The following is a 20310-nucleotide window of genomic DNA, read 5'->3' on the forward strand; positions in this document are numbered from 1 at the left end:
AGATATTACTGTGCTTACTTACTTACTATCTAGTACGTGAGACAAGCCAGACGAGCACGCTGTGTTCTGGCACTTCAACTTTAGAAGAAGGTGCAGCAATAACTGGCTCATATGTTGCAATCTTCTGGGAGGCATCAAATATGCATCGAAAGGTTTCACCCCAACTCGAATCTGGCAATGTGAAAGTCGTTACCTCGCGCGATGAATTGAGCATCAGCAATAATCCTTTAGTTGGATCTGCCTCAACAAACACAGTGATGCTTCGCTTCTCTTCATCACGCCAGTGATCATCACTCATTTCATTTCCACCGAGTGAGAACCAAGCAATATCTTTACGATTGGTGCCTTTATCAACAGCTCCTGTGTAGAACTCTGATGCAACATCTGCGAGATAGGTTGCACGAATCTGCGCAAGCGCTTGAACCGCTGCCAAAGTATCTGACTGCTCTTCATCTAATTGCCATGGCATAGCCCAACCACCATTAAATGATTCCTGGCTTTCTGAGTTTTGGGAAAGGGGGAGCGAGTAAGCATTATTTGAACCCATTTGAGTTCTATTGACTTCATCGCCCATGTTGAGCATCGGAACACCAGATGAAAGCATCAGTGTTGCTAGTAAAGATTTCTTGATGCGGCTACGAATCAGATTGATTCCAGCGTCCTGAGTCTCACCTTCGTGACCAACATTCCAGGAGCGGTTTGTGTCATTGCCATCTTTATTGCCTTCGCCATTAACTTCATTGTGTTTGTGGTTATAGGTGACCATGTCATGAATTGTGAAACCATCATGTGCTGCTACAAAGTTAATAGAAGAGGTTGGCCCTCGGTAGTGGAATATCTGGCTTGATCCACTGATGCTGGATGCAATATCTGAAACACCTTCACCAAAGCCCCGTGCGAGATCACCCAACCAGAATTGGCGGACAGAGTCACGATAAGCATCATTCCATTCACGCCAAGGATGTGGAAAATCTCCCAGTGAGTATCTTGAAACATCCCATGGTTCAGCGATCATTTTAAAGTTTCGAAGTACAGAGTCAGCACCGATTGCTGCCATGAGTGAAGAGTTGAATGCGCTATCACTTGTGTAGAGAGCTGTAGTTAGGTCAAAACGAAAGCCATCAATTCCAACTACTTCAATCCACCAACGTAACGAATCGATTATTTGGCGAACTGAATGTGGCTTACTTGCAGCAAATGTGTTTCCACAACCAGTCACATCCAGATAGTTTCCCTTGGAATCTTGGCGGTAGTAAGCGTGATTATCTATACCTCTGTAAGAAAGTGTTGGTCCACCAATGCCGCCTTCGGCTGTGTGGTTATAAACAACATCCATGATCACTTCAATGCCGGCAGCATGTAGTTGATCGACAGCCCATTGCAATTCTGCAATTGGATCTGAAGTGCTTGCATAGGCACGATGTGGCGCAGTGAACAAAAGGGAGTTATAGCCCCAATGGTTCAATCGGCCCCGACTAAATATCGAAGGCTCAGTTATTGATTGGGCAATGGGCAATAACTCAAGTGCGGTGACGCCTATTGATTTCAAATGCGCAATAGTGCTGGGATGACCTAAAGCTTTGTATGTGCCACGTTCCTTTTCCGCAATATCTGCATTAAAAGCTGTTAATCCTTTAACGTGAGCTTCGTAAATAACAGTTTTTGCCCACGGCACCAGTGGTCGCACGATCTCTCGTGGTCCGTGATCTGTTACAACTGAATAAGGAACTTTGCCTGCACTGTCTCTACCATCGCGTTGTGTTAAATCGCCTGCACCAAATGGGTCAGTTGCGACATGGCCATAAATTTCAGGGGAGTAAGAAACTTCTCCATCTATTGCATGTGCATAGGGATCGAGCAAAAGCTTTGCTGCGTTAAACCGAACACCATGTTCTGGCAGCCAGGGACCATAAACCCGATATCCATAGCGTTGACCTGGGCGCACGCCGGCTAAGTAACCATGCCAAATTGGTCCGTTGCGATGGGACATTGCAAAGCGGGTTTCCACCATCTTGCCATTTACTTCATTAAACAGGCATAACTCAACGGCATCAGCAGCGTTACTCCAGATTGCAAAGTTGGTTCCGCCTTCTGTGACGGTGGAGCCAAGGGTGCGGGGATCTGCAGGAAGCATGGGCGTTATCTTGCCGTTAAATGAGCAAAAATACTTGCTTAAGAGACGCGCGCTTCGTTAACTTCTTGTAAATCCCAGTGTGATTGAGGTGAAAATTCAGGGTAATACATAGTTCCTATTTCTTTTGCCTGTCGGTTAAAGATGATTTTGAAGAATTCGATGCTCATTAAAAACAAGGCAGCTGGGAAGAGGTCAAAGGATCTTTTGAAAAACCAAGGCGTTCCATTACGAAGCATCCAAATAATTGAAGTTTTCTTGCTCGTAACGGGAGTCTCTTCAATAACAATGGGATCAATCTTCCAATTTCGACGAAGCAGAATCTCGCGGAAGTGGGTGGCCATTATTTGATGACCGTATTTGCTGGGATGCATACGATCGATGTGCCAAACCTTTCGTTCATAAATGTCCTGAATTGAACGAGTCAAAAGAATTTGTGCGTTGAATTCCCGTCCAACTGAGTGAATGACCCTGTTTACGGCATTAATACGCCGATTCAAAACTTGTGCAAGCAATTTGGGCAGGGGAACAATTTTAGTTGGATCATGTAATTGCAAAAGTAAAACTTCTGCTCCTGATTTCTTTAACTCAGAGATAGTGGCTCGTAAATTTTGGTGCAACTTTTCCGGATCAAATCCATTACGCAAAGCATCATTTCCGCCCACAATTACCGCTGCAATATCTGGCTTATGCATGAGAGCCTTTGGAAGCTGATCCTCAAGCACCTCGGCAGATTGTGCACCTGGTCGTGAAAGATTTACATATACCAGCGGATCTTGAAAGTGTTTTGCGAGGTAGTAACCCCAGCCTCTTGTAACACCATTCTTATCGCTATCGCCAACACCTGACGCCGCGCTATCTCCTAAAACTGCAAAGGTAGCAACGCTTTCCATGATTAGGCAGCCCTTAGCCTTTTTTGATTCACAGTCACTTCGCGGCCTGCGCCATGCAAGCGAAGCATCATCATCAAAGTTGAGCTCCATGGGTAGTTCTCTGCCTGATGTTGGCAACGAATAGGCATGGCCCTATCTGCGGCCCGGTATGAAAGAACTTTTTGAATAGCTTCTGCAAAAGATTTTGGATTGTTCTGAGCAACGGCCCCAACAGGCTCATTTGAATCTAGGAGTAGGAACTCACCAACGGCACTTGTGGAGGATGCAACTACCGGCGTTCCAGAGGCAAGTGATTCGAGGGCAGCTAGACAAAAAGTTTCGATTGGTCCTGGAGCAATTGAAACATCAGCACTTGAAATGATCTCTGCCAGCATTTTTCGATCAACGATATATCCCATGAATGTCACCGGCAGATCTTTAGAGATCGCTTTCAAGTTCTTAAACATCGGGCCCATTCCAACAAAAATTAGTCGTGCATTAACTCCTGCGGCCAGCAACTCTTTTAATGCCAAAATTGAGTTTTGTGGATTCTTTTCTTTTGACATACGCCCACAGTGCAAGAGCAACACATCTGCGCCCTTTAGGAGTTCTGTTCTTAAGGCTTCATTTCTTTGATAGGGGGAGAAGTTTTGCAGGTCAACGCCTAAAGGAATATGAGTGAGATTATTTATCTTAATCTCGCGGAATTCTCGGGAAGCAAACTCGGTAGTGGCAATCACGTTGTGGAAACGAGATGCCAGTCTCGTGTTGTGCCAATTTACGAACCACTTCAATTCAACCTTGAAAAAGGATTTCACAAGACCAGAGAGTGTTTCATGGCTAAACACCACTGTGTGGATGCCTCTGGTCTTTGCCCAGAGGCCCACTTTGGATAATGTGAAACGGTCAGAGACTTCCAAGGCATCAGGCTTGAGGGTAATCAGCAACTTCTTGATGTCACGATTATTTCGAATGATTCGATATCCACCGCTAAAGGGCAGAACTATTGATGGGACAGTAATTTTCTTTCCGTGAAGTGTTTCTTCACAAAAGAAACCGTTGCCGGGAACTATGTATGAAAATTCGTGACCGCGGGCGATGTAGCCAGATCCAAGCTCGTGCAGTGTTGTTCTAATTCCACCAGATTTTGGTCCATAAAAATTAGCGATGTGAACAATTTTCATGCGACTCTCTCATTCTGCTGTGCTTGGCTCAACGCCAAGTCCTTGTAGTGTGAAACGAGTTGACTATTTACTAGCTCCCAGGTGCGATGAGCTACTGATTCTCTGGCCCGCTGACTCATTAATCTATGTTCAGAAGAGTTCAGAATTTGATTAACACTGTGATTAAGTGAGTAAGAGTTAGAGGTGTCAATCAAGAATCCGGTCCATCCATGCTTGACTAAATCTGTAGGACCTCCAGAATTTGGTGCAATAACAGGGACACCCGATGCCAGAGCCTCTTGGATTGATTGACAGAAAGTTTCATGCTTACCTGTGTGCACAAAAATGTCTAGCGATGCGTAATAACGCGTAAGATCTTCCCCGCCTTGGTAGCCAACGAATTTAGCGTTAGGCAGTTCGCGCTCAAGTCGGATTCGAGCTGGACCGTCACCAACGATTACAAGTTGAATGTCATCGCGCCTATCAAGCACAGCTAAATCATCAATGCGCTTTTCATTTGCTAAGCGACCGACATAGCCCACAAGTTTTCTATCTGGACGATCTCCTAGTAGTTCGCAACGCAAATTGATGTCACGCTTTTCAGGAGAAAATTTCACGGCATCTACGCCGCGTTGCCACAGGTGCACGTTGTCCACACCTGAACTCTTGAGATCCTCGCAAGACCAATTAGAAGGAGCAAGAGTTCTAGTTGTGCGTGTGTGAATTCTGGCAACCCACTTCTTGAGGGAGTCATGGGCAATTGTTAAACCATAGTGACGAGCAAAACCTGCGACATCGGTTTGATAAATAGACAGAGTAGGAATCTGTAACTTCTCTGCAACCCTGGCTGCGTAATTTCCTAAAAAGAAGGGGGAGGCTAAGTGAATGACATCAGGTGAGAATCCATCAATTAATGGTTCTAAGCTTTTTTGAGGAAAACCAACTGGAAGCATTCCCTTCATTTCAATACTTGGAACGCGCTTTACTCGAAAGCCTGCATACTCACTGACTCCACCGGCACTTTCAGGGGCGATCACTAAGGCTTCATGACCCTGGCTCCGTAGGTACTCAAGAACGCGAAGAACAGAGTTGGTGACACCATTAATTTGGGGGAGAAAGGATTCAGTCACGATGACCACGCGTAACTTCTTGCTCATGGCCATAGATTGAGGTAGTTCTCAGGCTTCAAGTCGAAGTTGAGGTTACGAGTCGGCAAACCCCACGTGAAATCTGCCGCTTGGCTAGCCGAAAGAGTTACTGACCAGTAACATTTGTCCCATGAAGATTGCCGTGTGCGTAAAGCAGGTCCCAGACTCTTGGGCTGAAAAGAAAATGGTTAATGGAATTCTCGATCGAGAAAATGTTGATGCAGTTCTCAACGATCTTGATGAGTATGCAGTTGAAGAAGCACTGCGTATCGCAGAAGCACATGGTGGAAATGAAGAGGGTGGCAGCAACACCATCACAGTAATTTCAATGGGACCAGAACGCGCAACTGAAGCAGTTCGCAAAGCTTTATCTATGGGAGTAAATGATGCGATCTTGGTTACTGATCCCAAGCTGGCAGGTGCAGATGCGCTCGCAACATCAGCGGTCTTAGCTGCAGTAATTGAAAAGGGCGGCTTTGATTTAGTTATTTGCGGAACAGAGTCTACTGATGCACGTATGAGTGTTGTGCCTGCGATGTTGGCTGAGCGCTTAAACGCAGCTCAACTTACATTTGCCTCTAAAGTGGAAGTTGATCCTGCAGCAGGCAAGGTTTCAATAACACGAGTAACAGAAGCTGGCGTTGATGAGATGCATGCACAGTTCCCTTGTGTTATTTCTGTTGTAGAAAAAATTAATGAGCCACGTTATCCATCATTTAAGGGAATCATGGCAGCGAAGAAAAAAACAATTGAAACTAGAGATTTAGCAGCTGTGGGAGTTTCAGCAGAAGGTGCGTGGTCATTAGTTGCAGATGCAACACCGCGTCCAGCACGTGCTGCAGGAATTAAAGTCACAGATGATGGAACCGCTGGCCAACAACTGGTTGCCTACCTAGCAGAAAAGAAGTTGATATGAGCAATGTATTGATTTTGGCTGACTTTGTTGGCGCAAAAGCGACAAAGACAAACGCTGAATTAGCAACAGCTGGGGCGCGTATTGGCGAAGTAACAGCTGTAGTTCTAGCACCTACTGGTCAAGGTTCTACTTTTGCAGCAGCAATAAATCGTGGCCCTATTGCCAAAATCATCGTTGTTGAATCTGATGCTTTTGCAGCCAATGGTGTTGCAGCAGTTGCTGATGTCTTAGCTCAAGTTATTGCAGCACAGTCACCGGCTGCAGTTCTGATCGCATCTCATGCGTTCGGCAAAGAGGTTGCAGCACGCACAGCGGTTAAGAGCGGATCTGGAATCATCACTGATGCGGTGGATGTTTCAGCAGATATCACCGCAACACAATTAGTATTTGGTGGCTCGACTACAGTGCATTCAAAGGTTTCACATGGCACGCCAATCATTACTGTGCGCCCAAATTCAATTGATGCAAATACAACCCAAGCAACACCGAGTGTTGAAACACTTTCATTTGCTGTGGCAGATGCTTCGAAGAAAGCAACGGTTACATCGTCACAACCTCCTGTCCAGGGTGGTCGCCCAGAATTAACTGAAGCAAACATCGTTGTCTCAGGTGGCCGTGGCACAAATGGTGATTTCAGTGCGGTAGAAAACTTTGCTGATGTTCTAGGAGCTGCAGTTGGTGCATCTCGCGCGGCAACTGATGCAGGTTGGTATCCGCACTCCTACCAAGTTGGCCAAACAGGCAAAACTGTTAGTCCGCAGCTATACGTTGCAAATGGAATTTCAGGTGCCATCCAACACCGAGCAGGTATGCAGACCAGTAAAACGATTGTTGTCGTCAACAAGGATCCTGAAGCCCCGCTCTTTGAAATTGCAGATTTTGGCGTCGTTGGCGATTTGTTTGCTGTGCTGCCAAAGGCAACGGAAGGCATCAAAGCCCACAAGTCATAGACTTAGGCCCGTGCCTTCGATTTACCTAGACCATGCCGCAACGACTCCCATGTCGCCTGCCGCTTTCTCGGCTATGTCTGAGCAGTTACAACAACTTGGAAATCCATCAAGTCTTCACACGCATGGGCGTGCAACGCGCAAGAGCTTAGAAGATGCCAGAGAAGCAATTGCGAAAAAGGTTGATTGTCTAGCCTCGGAAGTTATCTTCACCGCATCTGGAACAGAAGCAAATAATATTGCTCTCAAAGGTTTATTTTGGAACGGCAAGAGAAATGGCAAGAATCTGGTTGTTATTTCTTCAATTGAACATCATGCAATTTTGGATCCTGCGCACTGGCTGCATACGCACGAAGGCGCAGAAGTTGTAGCTGTTCCAGTTACCACCGATGGAGTTATTGATTTAGCGTTTCTGCAAAAACTTGTCACGGAACGTGGCGACGAAATTGCTGTCATTTCAATAATGCACTCCAATAACGAAACTGGAGTACTGCAACCTTTGCAAGAGGTAGTCAGAATTGCGGGAGATATTCCTGTTCATACAGATGCTGTGCAAAGTTTTACAAAAACTCCAGTGTCATATAAAAACCTTGGTGTTACAGCTTTGACACTTAGCGCTCACAAAATTGGTGGGCCACTTGGAGTGGGTGCACTTATTTTGCGGAGAGCATATGAAATTCCGGCACTGCTACATGGCGGAGGACAAGAGCGAGAGATTCGTAGCGGGACCTTAAATGCCCCCAGCATTGTTGCCTTTGCGGCGGCAGCGAGCGATTCTTATGACGCGAATAAAGTGCGCGGGATAAGAGATGCATTTATCTCTGGTGTTAAGCAAATGATTGCAGGTGCGTATATAAATGGTGAAAAAAGTGATCGCTTGCCAGGAATCGTCAATGTGACCTTTCCTGGTACTCAAAGCGATACCTTGTTATTGCTGCTAGATAGCGCTCATGTGTCTGCCTCCACAGGATCTGCCTGCAGCGCAGGTGTGCATGAGGCAAGTCATGTGCTTCTTTCAATGGGTCACACAGAAGAAACCGCCCAATCATCACTTCGCTTCTCTTTTGGGGCCACATCCACGCAGGAAGATGTCGATTTCGTTTTGTCAGTATTGCCCGATGTAATTAGTCGAGGACGGGCGGCAAATAAATGAAGCTAATTGCAGCAATGAGCGGTGGGGTTGATTCGGCAGTAGCTGCTGCTCGCGCAGTTGAAGCTGGCCATGAAGTAATCGGCGTTCACTTGGCACTTGCTGCTAATCCGCAGAAGTATCGTTCAGGTGCCAGAGGTTGTTGCACAATCGAAGATTCACATGATGCGCGTCGCGCAGCAGATGTCATCGGTATTCCTTTTTACATTTGGGATATGGCCGAAGAGTTTCATGATGGAGTCGTTGAAGATTTCCTAGCCGAGTATGCAGCCGGAAGAACTCCTAATCCATGCTTGCGTTGCAATGAAAAAATTAAATTTGCCGCAGTTCTAGATCGCGCACGAGCGATGGGATTTGATGGTGTCGTCACAGGCCATTACGCAAGAACAGAAATTAGTGAAAAAGGAAAAACACTCCATCGCGCAGTCGATCACTCGAAAGATCAATCTTATGTTTTATCTGTGTTAACCATCGAGCAAATCCAAGGCGCAATATTTCCTTTGGGGGATACGACCAAGGTTGATATTCGACTTGAAGCGGAAAGGCGTGGATTGGCTGTCGCACAAAAACCAGATAGCCATGACATTTGTTTCGTGCCATCAGGAGATAACGCGGGCTGGTTGCGCGATCGCCTCGGCAGTGAAGTTGGACCGATCGTTGATCAAGACGGAAAAAAGATAGGTGAACACAAAGGTGCCTACACCTACACAATCGGACAACGAAAAGGATTAGGTCTCACAGTCCCAACCTCTGATGGATCCCCACGCTTTGTGTTAAAGATTGAGCCAGTAACAAATACGGTGGTTGTTGGTGCCCGTGAAGATTTAGCGATTTCAACTATGCGCGGAGAGCGTCCTGTGTGGTGCGGACCAGCCGTGACAACCCAAGAACAAAGAGGCTTTGTGCAAGTGCGTGCTCATGGCGCAGCGCTGCCATGCACCTATTTCTTTGATGGAACATTACTTATTGCTCAATTAGATGAGCCTTTACTTGGGCTAGCAACGGGCCAAGCAATGGTTATTTATGACGGTGATCGTGTCGTGGGATCAGCAACAATCTGCGAGACGCAATGAGTAACAATGCTCGCCATGCAATCACAGAGTTGATTAATGAGATCAGAGATCATCAATTTAAGTACTATGTTTTAGATCAACCAACAATTTCTGATGCCCAATTTGATGAATTATTACGCCAGCTGCAGGAGTTAGAGGAGAAGAATCCTGAACTTCGTGAAGTAGATTCACCAACCCAGCACGTTGGTGGTGGTTTTTCTACACAATTTGAACAACGCGATCACATCGAAAAGATGATGAGCCTAGATAACGTCTTTGATTTACAAGAGTTATCAACGTGGTTTGATCGAGTTGAAAAAGAGGTATCGTCACCAAATTATTTGTGTGAGGTAAAAGTAGATGGATTAGCCATTAATCTCACCTACGAAAATGGCCAGTTGGTTCGTGGTCTAACTAGAGGCAATGGTGTTACCGGGGAAGATGTAACACTTAATGTTAAGACCATCAAAAATCTTCCACACACTCTGGCTGGAGATCAGATCCCAACTCTAATTGAGATTCGCGGTGAGGTTTTCTTTCCTATCGCTGCATTCAATGAACTCAACGATTCATTGGAAGAATCTGGAAAGCAATTATTTGCCAATCCCCGAAATGGTGCAGCTGGATCGCTTAGACAAAAAGATCCACGAGTTACGGCAGCGCGACCTTTATCAATTGTTGTTCATGGAGTTGGCGCTAAGGAAGGGATCAGCTTTGATTCCCAAAGTGGGGCTTATGGTGAATTGAAGAAGCTAGGTCTGCCGACCAGTGATCGATTTAAGGTGTGTGGCACCCGGAAAGAAGTTGAAAAATTCATTCAGTACTATTCAGACCATCGCCACGATGTGGAACATGAAATAGATGGCGTGGTGATTAAAGTCGATGACCTTTCACAGCAACAGCAGCTGGGTTTCACTTCTCGGGCACCCAAGTGGGCAATCGCGTATAAATACCCACCTGAGGAAGTGACGACAAAGCTCCTTGATATCAAAGTAAGCGTTGGTCGCACTGGTCGAGTTACACCATTTGCATTTATGGAGCCCGTAAAGGTTGCCGGTTCAACGGTTACCAATGCGACTTTGCATAACGCGGAAGAGATACTTCGAAAAGGTGTATTGATTGGTGACACAGTTGTCATTAGAAAAGCTGGTGATGTGATTCCAGAAGTTCTGGGTCCTGTCCTAGATAAACGCACTGGAAAAGAAAAAGCATTTGTCATGCCAACCCAATGTCCTGAATGCGGCGCTGAATTGCGCGCTATGAGCCAAGGTGATGTGGACATTCGCTGCCCAAACACTCGAAGTTGTCCCGCCCAGTTACGCGAACGTATTTACTACATTGGTTCTAGGGCCGCCTTAGATATTGATGTCTTGGGTTATGAAGCAGCAGTTGCACTTCTTGAGTCCAAAGTAATTACCGATGAGTCAGATCTTTTTGATTTAACTGCAGAAAAGCTTGTGACATCAGAATTTTTCACAAAGAAGGATGGAACCCCAGCTGCCAATGTTGAAAAGCTTCTTGCTGCTCTAAATGAAGCTAAGAGCAGGCCGCTTTGGCGAACTTTAGTTGCACTATCTATTAGACATGTTGGACCGACCGCTGCTCAAGGATTGTCATCAGCGCTAGGTTCTATTGAAGCGATTTCCCAAGCAACAGCTGAAGAACTTGCCGACGTTGATGGTGTTGGGCAGATTATTGCCGATTCAATTGTGGAATGGTTTGCAGTTGATTGGCATCAAGAGATCATCAAAAAGTGGAGCGCCGCCGGAGTGCGAATGATTAACGAACCCACGCAAATATTGCCTCAGACTTTGGCAGGATTAACATTTGTTGTTACAGGCGGGCTGGAATCTTTTAGCCGCGATGGGATTTCAGAAACAATTGCCGCCCATGGCGGAAAAGCAGCTTCTGCTGTTTCAAAGAAAACTGATTATGTCTTGGTGGGTTCAGATCCCGGGTCAAAGTTAGCTAAAGCACAAGAATTAGGCGTGCCAGTCATCGATGAAGCCAAGTTCAAAGATCTTCTCGCAGGCAGGTAATTGTGTCGGTAAGTAGTATTATTTGGCCATGATTAATCTTGCAGAAGAGATGCACCGAGAACTTCCAGCATCACCATTATATTTTGGCGTCTTTACCTTTGTAGTTTTTGTAGTTCTTCTTTATTTAGTACTTCGCCTAGACAGAGACTAATTTGTCCCGAGTAGGTATATACGGAGGAACTTTTGACCCGATTCACTTAGGTCATTTGCATGTAATTACCCAACTCATTGAAAAGAAAATTGTTGATCAACTTTTAGTAGTTCCTGCTGGAGAACCTCTACTACGCACTCATGCACCAAGGGCTTCTGCGCAACAGCGAAGAGCGATGTGTCAATTGGCAGTTTCAGATTTACCAGCAGATGTTGCCAGTAAAGTTCAGGTCAATCCGATTGAAGTTTTAAGAACTGGACCAAGTTATGCCATCGACACAGTTGAGGCGGCTGCCCAAAACTATCCTGAAGACACTCTTGTTCTAGTTATTGGGCAGGATGCTGCAGACAAATTAGATCAGTGGCATCGCATTGATGAGCTGCGCGAAATGGTGGAATTTGTGGTGATCGGTCGACCCGGATTTGAAGGAAGCGGCATCGATATTGGTGCCCTAGATGTTGCAGCAACCTCTATTCGAGATGGATTGAGCGCAGATGTTTCGTCATCGGTAGCTGCATTTATACGGGAGAATAACCTCTATGACAATTAGCAAAAGAACCCATGAGATCACCCAAATTGCAGCACATGCGGCAATCGACAAGATTGCAGTAGATGTAGTTGCGCTAGACCTTTCTGATCAATTGGTTCTCAGCGAAGTCTTCCTAATCGTGACAGGACAAAACGAAGCTCAGGTAGATTCCATTGCAGATGAGGTTGAGCGCAAACTCGCTGCTGCAGGGGACAAGCCAATTCGTCGTGAACATGGTGCTGAATGGATTCTTCTTGATTATTCAGATTTAGTTGTGCATGTTCAAAGCGCAGAACTTCGTAAGTACTACATGCTTGATCGTTTATGGAATGACTGTCCAACAATCGAGTTGGAGGCTGTGAAAGAGGCAGCAGTAAATGGCCGCTAACAGAGTTGTTTTATGGCGACATGGCCAAACTGATTGGAATGTCGTTAACCGATTCCAAGGACATTCAGATATTGACCTTAATGAAGTTGGAGTTTTTCAAGCAAAGCATGCTGCGCAGATTCTTGCAGGAATGAATCCAACAGCAATTATTTCAAGTGATTTAGGACGTGCTCGAAGTACTGCACAAGAACTTGCCGACTTAACTGGATTGACAGTTGATATAGATCCAGACTTGCGTGAAACAGATGGCGGTTTATGGGAAGGTAAAACTGGCGCAGAAAATCGCGCAGAAGATTTCGACAATTTTATTCGTTGGATTGATGGCGAAGATAATCCAGCGGGCACCACAGGAGAGCGCCGAAGCGAGGTTGCAGAACGCGCAATTCGTGCCATCAAGAAAGCACTTGGTGAGAAAACGGATCAAGTTCTAATTGTTACAACTCATGGTGGAACAGCCAGATGCATTCTCGGATCATTACTTCAGCTTCCAATGTCGCACTGGGGTGTGATCGGAGGGCTTTCAAATGCATCGTGGTCAATCCTGGAACGCAATCCCCGCCAATGGAGTTTGGTTGAACATAATGCCGGTTCTATTCCAGAACCTGTCTATGGTGAAGAAAGTGGCGGGGCTTCGGCATAAGTCCTATGGGGTGCGATGCGGTAAGGTCTGCACTTGCACGAAAATCGGGGCTATAGCGCAGCTGGTAGCGCACCTGCATGGCATGCAGGGGGTCAGGGGTTCAAATCCCCTTAGCTCCACATATGAATAACAACGTGAATGACGAGCGCGAGCACGCGGCATATGACTTTGCCTACGTGCAAGAAAAGTGGCTGCCTGTTTGGGATCAACTGCAACCTTTTAAGTCTGGCCGCGCAGATGACACACGCGAGAAAAAATATGTATTGGATATGTTTCCTTATCCATCAGGTGATCTGCATATGGGTCACGCAGAGGCGTACGCGCTCGGCGATGTAATTGCTCGCTACTGGGCGCAAAAAGGTTTCAACGTTATGCACCCAATTGGTTGGGATGCATTCGGATTGCCAGCAGAAAATGCTGCGATTAAACGAAATTCAGATCCTCGTATCTGGACTTATGAAAACATTGAAGTTCAAAAAGCTTCTATGCGTCGCTATGCCTGCTCATTTGATTGGGATCGCGTCTTCAACACATGTGACCCTGAGTATTACAAGTGGAATCAGTGGTTGTTCTTAAAGTTTTATGAGCGCGGCTTGGCATATCGCAAAGACTCAGCAGTTAACTGGTGTCCAGGCTGCCAAACTGTTTTAGCAAATGAGCAGGTTGTTGCTGGTTTGTGTGAGCGATGTGACTCAACTGTTACAAAGAAGAAATTGAATCAGTGGTATTTCAAGATTACAGATTATGCAGATCGTTTGCTCGATGACATGGAGCAGTTGGAAGGCAAGTGGCCTGACAAAGTTTTGACGATGCAACGTAATTGGATCGGTAGATCTACTGGAGCAAATGTTAATTTTGCAATTGAGGGTCGCAACGAGCCAATCACAATTTACACAACCCGCCCTGATACTTTGTTTGGTGCAACATTTATGGTGGTTGCAGTAGACAGTGAGTTAGCTGCAGAACTTGTTCAGGGCACTGGCGTTGAAGCAGAGTTCGCACAGTATTTAGAGACAATAAAAGCTGCAAGTGATATCGATCGACTTGCAACAGATCGCCCTAAAAGCGGTGTTTTCTTAAATCGATATGCAATTAATCCAGTTAATGGTGAAAAACTACCTATCTGGGCTAGCGATTACGTGTTAGCTGATTATGGAACTGGCGCAATTATGGCTGTTCCAGCACATGATCAGCGAGATCTTGATTTTGCACGAGCCATGAAGTTGCCTGTTCGGGTAGTTGTTCAAACTGGTGAAGAAGATCCAAATGCTTCAGGAGTTGCTACAAGTGGTGATGGAAAGCTTGTTAACTCAGATATTTTGAATGGTTTGAGCAAGGCAGAAGCAATCGCTGCAATTAACAAGAAGCTGGAAGCAGACGGAAATGGTGCTGCAGCACGTAATTATCGCTTGCGTGATTGGCTTGTTTCTCGTCAGCGTTACTGGGGCACACCAATTCCAATAATTCACTGCCCTGCATGCGGTGAGGTTCCAGTACCTGCTGACCAACTGCCATTGACCTTGCCGGATGCAGAGGGATTAGATTTAAAGCCAAAGGGAACTTCACCACTTGGTGCTGCAACTGATTGGGTAAATGTTAAGTGTCCTAAGTGTTCTGCTGATGCCAAGCGCGATACAGACACGATGGATACATTTGTTGATTCTTCTTGGTACTACCTACGTTATGCAGACCCAACAAATGCCAATGAACCATTTTCCAAGAAGGATGTCGATACTTGGTTGCCGGTCGATCAATATGTTGGTGGTGTAACCCACGCGATCCTGCATCTTCTCTACAGCCGCTTCTTCACAAAAGTATTAAATGACATGGGAATGGTTGATTTCAATGAACCATTTACTCGACTTCTTAATCAAGGCATGGTTGTTATGGATGGCTCTGCGATGTCTAAGAGCCGAGGCAACTTAGTACGACTTTCCGATGAGCTTGAAAACCATGGAGTTGATGCAATTCGTTTATCGATGGTTTTTGCTGGACCACCAGAAGATGACGTTGATTGGTCAGATGTTTCACCATCTGGCTCAGTAAAGTTCTTAACCCGCGCTTGGAGACTCTCTGGTGATGTCACAAGTGAGCCTGGTGTTGATTTCAGCAGTGGTGATCTTGGGTTGCGCAAAGCCACTCACAAAGCTTTGCATGATGCATCATTTGCCGTTGAATCCTTCCGATTTAACGTTGCGGTTGCACGTGTGATGGAGCTTGTAAATGCAACACGTAAAGCCATAGATTCTGGATGTGGGGCTGCAGATCCTGCTGTTCGCGAAGCGGTGGAAGCAATTGCAATTATGGTCTCACTTGTTGCTCCATTTACAGCCGAAGAAATGTGGGAACGCTTGGGCCATAAGCCTTGCGTTGCACTTGCGGGATGGCCAGCAGTTGATGAAAAGTTACTTGTTGCTGATGCCGTTACCGCTGTTATCCAAATTAATGGAAAGATCAAAGATCGTATTGATATTTCACCAACGATTACAGATGCCGAACTTGAGGCAGCAGCCCTTGCCTTGCCAAGTGTTGTAGAGGCGTTGGCAGGTGCGAGCATCAATAAGGTGATCACGCGGGCTCCAAAGCTTGTAAATATCGTTATCAACAATTAAATCGATAGCGCTTTAGAGACCCTGGCTCGCAAATGACAATGCGGCAATGGAACAGTTGCGCAATGCCTATGAATCCCTGAGTAATTGGTGGTTTGATCTTCACTACTCTCAGATTCAAAAGCGGGCTTTACTTGGAGTCAGCGTCGTTCTTATTGTTCTTTCTGTATTCATAGTTGCTCGTGGCAATAATCAAGAGAGTCCACCGATCAGCATAGTTCCAATCACAATTGCAGAACCTGAAATCTTTGTTGATGTTACTGGGGCGGTAAACAATCCAGGTGTTTATACATTAACGGGCAAGTCAAGAGTTATCGATGCAATCAAGGCAGCTGGAGATAGTGCACCGGGTGCGGACTTGAGCACAATTAATTTGGCTCGTGTATTGACCGATGGCGAGCAAATTTATGTTGACTCAACCGTTGTTAATAGTGCAGGGGTCCGTGTTTCTAAAACGGCACGCGCTGGACCGATCAATATCAATAGAGCCACGGCACATCAGTTAGATGCCTTAGATGGCATTGGCCCCGTCATTGCACAGCGAATCGTTGACTACCGAAAAATCAATGGTTCCTTCCTGAGTATTGATGATCTTCAAAAAGTGAGCGGAATTGGTGCAGCAAAATTCGCGCAAATCAAAGCAAAAGTCAGGATTTAATTGATTACAGGGCACTAGCCCTAGGTACTGCTTTGTGGTCAGGCGCTTTATTGCAAAGTGCGGTGTCTCCTTGGCGAGTTTGCATCGTCTCGTTGCTATTGATTCCATTTGGATTTCGAAGAGGTCGATTTATAGTTTTTATCGTTGCAATTCTTGTGGGGGCTACGGCAATGTCTCTTCGGCAAGCATCTCTAGAAAATTCAGTGGTAACACGCCACTTTGACTCGCAAATTGAATTCACTGCTCAAGTGGTGACAGATCCAAATCAAACCAGCTCAGGTAATTACACCTTCACGGCGAGATTACTGTCTTTTGAATTCGATAACAGGCATAGCACCTTGCGGGCCCCAGTTCGAATCATTTCAAAACAAAGAGTTGAATTTCTTCCTGATCAGACAATTAGAGCGATCGCACGAGTGGTGCGGACAAAGGAATCACGGGTTGCAGCCTTACTGCTAGTTGATAAAGATTTTATCGAAATCACTCCTCCTTCACGGTGGGCGGCCGCCCTGGGTGCAATAAGGACGGGATTGCGAACCCACTCTGGTAGTGGTGATGCCGGTTCACTCATACCTGGAATGGTTCTTGGAGACACATCTAAACAAACAGCACAATTTAAAGATCAAATGAAACGATCGGGATTAACACATTTAGTTGCTGTAAGTGGTGCCAACTTTGCAATAGTTTCTAGTTTTGTTTTGTGGTGCATGCAGTTCTTGATTCGGCGCACAAGTTATCGGGTGATAGCAACTGCTGTTGCACTGGCCTGCTTTATTGCTTTAGTTAGACCATCTCCCTCTGTCTTGCGCGCAGCGGCAATGGCGGCGGTTCTACTCTCTGCTCATGTCACTAAACGCAAAACAGATGCTCTGCCCGCTTTAGGGTTTGCGATAGCAGCAGTTGTACTGGGAGATCCCTGGCAATCACGTGATGCCGGATTTGCACTATCAGTGCTGGCGACAGCAGGTTTGCTCTTATTCGCACCGCTTATTGAAAAACACCTGCCAACCCACAAGATGTTGGCTGGTGCTTTAGCACCGCCTATTGCAGCCATGGTTTTTTGTGCACCTATCCTGGTTGCTCTATCTGGCTATTTATCGCCTATGAGCATTTTTGCAAATCTGCTTGCAGCACCATTTGTGGCTCCGATAACTATTGTGGGTTTTATAGCAGCCTTGGTCTCTCCCTTTGCTCCATTGATTACTGCCTTTTTGATTTACATCATCAGGTTTCCGGCAGGTGCGATTGTTGCGATTGCTCATTGGAGCGCCGGATTTCCTGTGCTGACGATTCACAACGGGACAATTGGATTTTTGATAGTTGCAGTTTTGGTAGCTTTGATTTGGTTATTCAAGAAACATTGGAGACAAATCACAGCGGTTATCGTGGTGGTAATACTTTCTTTAACCTGGATACAGCGCTGGCCAGCAGGGGATTGGCAGATTGCAAACTGTGACGTGGGCCAAGGCGATTCAATGGTGATAAACCTGCAGGGGGGTCAAGCAATAGTTATTGATGTTGGGCCGGACCCTGTTGCAGAAGATAAGTGTCTTCGAAATTTAGGTATTAAAGAGATCCCGCTTCTGATCTTGTCTCACTTTCATGCAGACCATGTTGGTGGCCTCTCGGGGCTTTTACAATCTAGACATGTCGGGCAAGTCTGGATCAGTACCAATCTAGAACCGCTGTTGGAGAGCACTCACGCTTTAAAGCTCCTGCAAGAAAGTAAAATTGTTACAGTTCAAAAAGGTTTTGTTTCACAAATTGCAGGGATTCAGTTTGAAGTGTTGTGGCCTGAGAATGTCACTAAGAATTTCCAATCCATGCCAGGTGATGGCTCACTGATCAATAACTCCAGTATCGCGATGCTTGTGACATCTGCAGATTGGAGTCTTTTTACGGCAGGTGATCTAGAACCCCCAGCACAAAGTGAAATCCTTGGATCTGTGCGGGAGGTGGACATATATAAGGTGTGTCATCACGGATCCAAATACCAAAAGGAAGAGTTGATGAGCGCTTTATCAGCCCAAATAGCGGTCATAAGCGTTGGTGCCAAAAACTCTTATGGTCACCCCGCTCCAGAAACTATTGATTATTTGACTAGACTTGGCACACAGGTTCTTCGGACAGATGAAGATGGCGCGGTAGCAATAACGGCTAAGCAGCATCATCTGCGGGTAAGAAAAAGCAAGGCAAAGATCAGATTGTTTTATTGGAGCTGAAGGGGATCACAATGAATGAGTTGTATTTGATCCTTGGCTCTGAATCTGCCTTAGCTGATCGCGCCTTATCGAAATTAAACCTCCAACTAAAAGAAGAAAAAGCTGAAGTAACAACATTGTTTGCTGCCGACACAATTGTTGGTGATATTGCAGATGCACTAGCGCCATCATTGTTTTCTGAACGTCGAGCCTTAATCATCCGTGACTTGCAAGATTTACCGGAAGATAATCGCGATGAAATCACTCGCTATATCCAACAGCCAGATCCAACTACGACGGTGATCTTTGTTCACAAAGGTGGCGTAAAGGGCAAGGCACTTTTAGATGCAATCAAAAAAGCAAAACCTGAATTAATTGCATGTGAACCGCTTAAGAAGGAAGCAGAGAAAGAAGATTTTGTTAAGTCGCTCTTTTTAGACTTGGGAAGAAAGGCATCACCTGGTGCGATTGCTGCATTAGTTGGAGCGCTAGGCAATGATCTTCGGGAACTTCAAGGAGCGGTAGGACAGATTGCTGCTGATGCTCCAGCTGGTTTGATCGATGAACTCATGGTTGATAAGTATCACCAAGGTCGAGTTGAAACGACTGGTTTTGATGTTGCCGACGCAACCCTTGACGGAAATCTATCTGCCGCACTTGTGTGCTTGCGCAGTGCGCTAGAAACAGGGACAGATCCCGTGATGATTACTAGCGCGATCGCCTCGTCACTTCGTTCATTGGCAAAGGTTTCTGGTGCCAACCGCAATCAGAAATCATTTGAACTTGCGGGGCAACTAGGCATGGCTCCATGGCAGATCGATAAGGCCAGGAGGCAGTTAAACCGCTGGAGCCCAGCTCAAATTGCCGATGCGGTGGGGGCAATTGCCCAGGCAGATGCTGAAGTAAAGGGTGCGGCCAGCGACCCTATTTACGCCCTAGAAAAGGCTGTGACCAGGATCGTCTCTTCGCAATTTGACCGCTAAGCACACGCTTGCGTACGCTTACCCTCTGCCCACGGACCTCATTCAGGTCAAGGCTTAGAAACTGAACTGGAGTAACACGTGTACGCAATCGTTAAAGCTGGCGGACGCCAGGAGAAGGTCGCAGTTGGCGACACAGTAATCGTTGATCGTATCGACGCTGCTGCTGGCTCAACTGTTTCATTTCCTGCCGTGCTCGTAGTAGATGGTGCTGCTGTTACAACAGACCCCAAGGTTTTGTCTGGCGTTAAGGTCACTGGCGAAGTTATTGAAGAGCTCAAGGGACCAAAGATTGATATTTTGCGTTACAAGAACAAGACAGGTCACCGTCGTCGCCAGGGATTCCGTGCGCAACTGACTCGTGTAAAAATTACCGCCATCAACGGCGCGAAGTAAGGGAGACGAAGTAAATGGCAAGTAAGAAGGGTGTCTCCTCGACACGAAACGGTCGCGATTCCAATCCACAGTACCTTGGCATCAAGCGTTTCGGCGGACAAGAAGTTAATGCAGGCGAAATTCTAGTTCGCCAGCGCGGAACACATTTTCACCCAGGCAAGAACGTTGGTCGCGGTAAGGATGACACTTTGTTTGCACTAGCTGCGGGCGTTGTTGAATTCGGTCGCGCTCGCGGTCGTCGCGTTGTGAATGTGGCTCCGGTAGCTTAATTTTAGGTTTCTTGTAAAAGAGCGAGCCGTAATCATGCGGCTCGCTTTTTTCATTCAATCAGGTTTTTACA

At 46.1% G+C, this 20310-nt stretch carries 19 protein-coding genes and 1 tRNA gene; 16 read left to right on the top strand and 4 right to left on the bottom strand.

Annotation, left to right across the window (positions count from 1 at the left end; translation table 11 throughout):
• Positions 1-25 precede the first annotated feature (25 nt).
• Genes glgX through AC9UH7_RS00805 form a run of 4 tightly spaced genes read right to left on the bottom strand, consistent with a single transcriptional unit; the run spans position 26 to position 5323 of the window.
• Positions 26-2134 carry a glycogen debranching protein GlgX gene (gene glgX / locus AC9UH7_RS00790; RefSeq protein WP_509593778.1) on the bottom strand — a complete coding sequence of 703 codons (2109 nt, stop codon included), beginning with the start codon at positions 2132-2134 and terminating at the stop codon, positions 26-28.
• A gap of 38 nt (positions 2135-2172) precedes the next feature.
• Complete coding sequence (locus AC9UH7_RS00795; RefSeq protein ID WP_509593781.1) at positions 2173-3024, bottom strand: SGNH/GDSL hydrolase family protein; 852 nt, start codon at positions 3022-3024, stop codon at positions 2173-2175.
• A 2-nt stretch (positions 3025-3026) separates the two neighbouring features.
• Entirely contained in the window at positions 3027-4187 is a 1161-nt protein-coding gene (locus AC9UH7_RS00800) for a glycosyltransferase (RefSeq protein WP_509593784.1), read from the bottom strand.
• Entirely contained in the window at positions 4184-5323 is a 1140-nt protein-coding gene (locus AC9UH7_RS00805) for a glycosyltransferase family 4 protein (RefSeq protein WP_509593787.1), read from the bottom strand. The genes AC9UH7_RS00800 and AC9UH7_RS00805 overlap by 4 nt, the downstream gene beginning before the upstream one ends.
• A gap of 121 nt (positions 5324-5444) precedes the next feature.
• Here AC9UH7_RS00805 and AC9UH7_RS00810 point away from each other — a divergent pair, with 121 nt between their 5' ends.
• The 16 genes from AC9UH7_RS00810 to rpmA all read left to right on the top strand — a co-directional run bounded on the left by AC9UH7_RS00810 (position 5445) and on the right by rpmA (position 20239).
• Positions 5445-6230 (top strand): electron transfer flavoprotein subunit beta/FixA family protein, encoded by a 786-nt coding sequence (locus AC9UH7_RS00810; protein WP_509593790.1) that lies wholly within the window; start codon positions 5445-5447, stop codon positions 6228-6230.
• Complete coding sequence (locus AC9UH7_RS00815; protein WP_509593793.1) at positions 6227-7180, top strand: electron transfer flavoprotein subunit alpha/FixB family protein; 954 nt, start codon at positions 6227-6229, stop codon at positions 7178-7180. The genes AC9UH7_RS00810 and AC9UH7_RS00815 overlap by 4 nt, the downstream gene beginning before the upstream one ends.
• Before the next feature lie 10 nt (positions 7181-7190).
• Positions 7191-8330 carry a cysteine desulfurase family protein gene (locus AC9UH7_RS00820; protein WP_509593796.1) on the top strand — a complete coding sequence of 380 codons (1140 nt, stop codon included), beginning with the start codon at positions 7191-7193 and terminating at the stop codon, positions 8328-8330.
• Complete coding sequence (mnmA, locus tag AC9UH7_RS00825; RefSeq protein WP_509593798.1) at positions 8327-9400, top strand: tRNA 2-thiouridine(34) synthase MnmA; 1074 nt, start codon at positions 8327-8329, stop codon at positions 9398-9400. The genes AC9UH7_RS00820 and mnmA overlap by 4 nt, the downstream gene beginning before the upstream one ends.
• The gene (gene ligA / locus AC9UH7_RS00830) at positions 9397-11418 is read left to right on the top strand and encodes an NAD-dependent DNA ligase LigA (protein WP_509593801.1); all 2022 of its coding nucleotides are present in this window, start codon (positions 9397-9399) and stop codon (positions 11416-11418) included. Before mnmA ends, ligA begins: the two co-directional genes overlap by 4 nt.
• A gap of 28 nt (positions 11419-11446) precedes the next feature.
• Entirely contained in the window at positions 11447-11569 is a 123-nt protein-coding gene (locus AC9UH7_RS00835; RefSeq protein WP_509593804.1) for a hypothetical protein, read from the top strand.
• Between the two features lies 1 nt (position 11570).
• Entirely contained in the window at positions 11571-12119 is a 549-nt protein-coding gene (gene nadD / locus AC9UH7_RS00840) for a nicotinate (nicotinamide) nucleotide adenylyltransferase (protein ID WP_509593807.1), read from the top strand.
• Entirely contained in the window at positions 12109-12486 is a 378-nt protein-coding gene (gene rsfS / locus AC9UH7_RS00845) for a ribosome silencing factor (protein ID WP_509568019.1), read from the top strand. Before nadD ends, rsfS begins: the two co-directional genes overlap by 11 nt.
• Positions 12476-13126, top strand: coding sequence for a histidine phosphatase family protein (locus tag AC9UH7_RS00850; protein ID WP_509593810.1), 651 nt, complete (start codon positions 12476-12478; stop codon positions 13124-13126). The genes rsfS and AC9UH7_RS00850 overlap by 11 nt, the downstream gene beginning before the upstream one ends.
• 46 nt (positions 13127-13172) lie before the next feature.
• Positions 13173-13245, top strand: a tRNA-Ala gene (locus AC9UH7_RS00855).
• A 3-nt stretch (positions 13246-13248) separates the two neighbouring features.
• The gene (gene leuS / locus AC9UH7_RS00860) at positions 13249-15738 is read left to right on the top strand and encodes a leucine--tRNA ligase (RefSeq protein WP_509593813.1); all 2490 of its coding nucleotides are present in this window, start codon (positions 13249-13251) and stop codon (positions 15736-15738) included.
• Between the two features lie 46 nt (positions 15739-15784).
• On the top strand, positions 15785-16393 hold the full coding sequence (locus tag AC9UH7_RS00865; RefSeq protein WP_509593816.1) for a ComEA family DNA-binding protein: 609 nt from the start codon (positions 15785-15787) through the stop codon (positions 16391-16393).
• Positions 16394-16563: 170 nt separating this feature from the next.
• Complete coding sequence (locus AC9UH7_RS00870; RefSeq protein WP_509593819.1) at positions 16564-18615, top strand: ComEC/Rec2 family competence protein; 2052 nt, start codon at positions 16564-16566, stop codon at positions 18613-18615.
• Positions 18616-18626: 11 nt separating this feature from the next.
• Positions 18627-19577: a DNA polymerase III subunit delta gene (gene holA / locus AC9UH7_RS00875; protein ID WP_509593821.1), complete on the top strand. Its 951-nt coding sequence runs from the start codon at positions 18627-18629 to the stop codon at positions 19575-19577.
• A gap of 78 nt (positions 19578-19655) precedes the next feature.
• A complete protein-coding gene (gene rplU / locus AC9UH7_RS00880) occupies positions 19656-19970 on the top strand; it encodes a 50S ribosomal protein L21 (RefSeq protein WP_509568031.1) in 315 nt (104 codons plus the stop codon).
• Between the two features lie 14 nt (positions 19971-19984).
• A complete protein-coding gene (gene rpmA / locus AC9UH7_RS00885; RefSeq protein WP_445821026.1) occupies positions 19985-20239 on the top strand; it encodes a 50S ribosomal protein L27 in 255 nt (84 codons plus the stop codon).
• The last annotated feature ends 71 nt before the right edge of the window (positions 20240-20310 follow it).

Source organism: Candidatus Planktophila sp., assembly GCF_044348745.1.
Taxonomy (GTDB): domain Bacteria; phylum Actinomycetota; class Actinomycetes; order Nanopelagicales; family Nanopelagicaceae; genus Planktophila.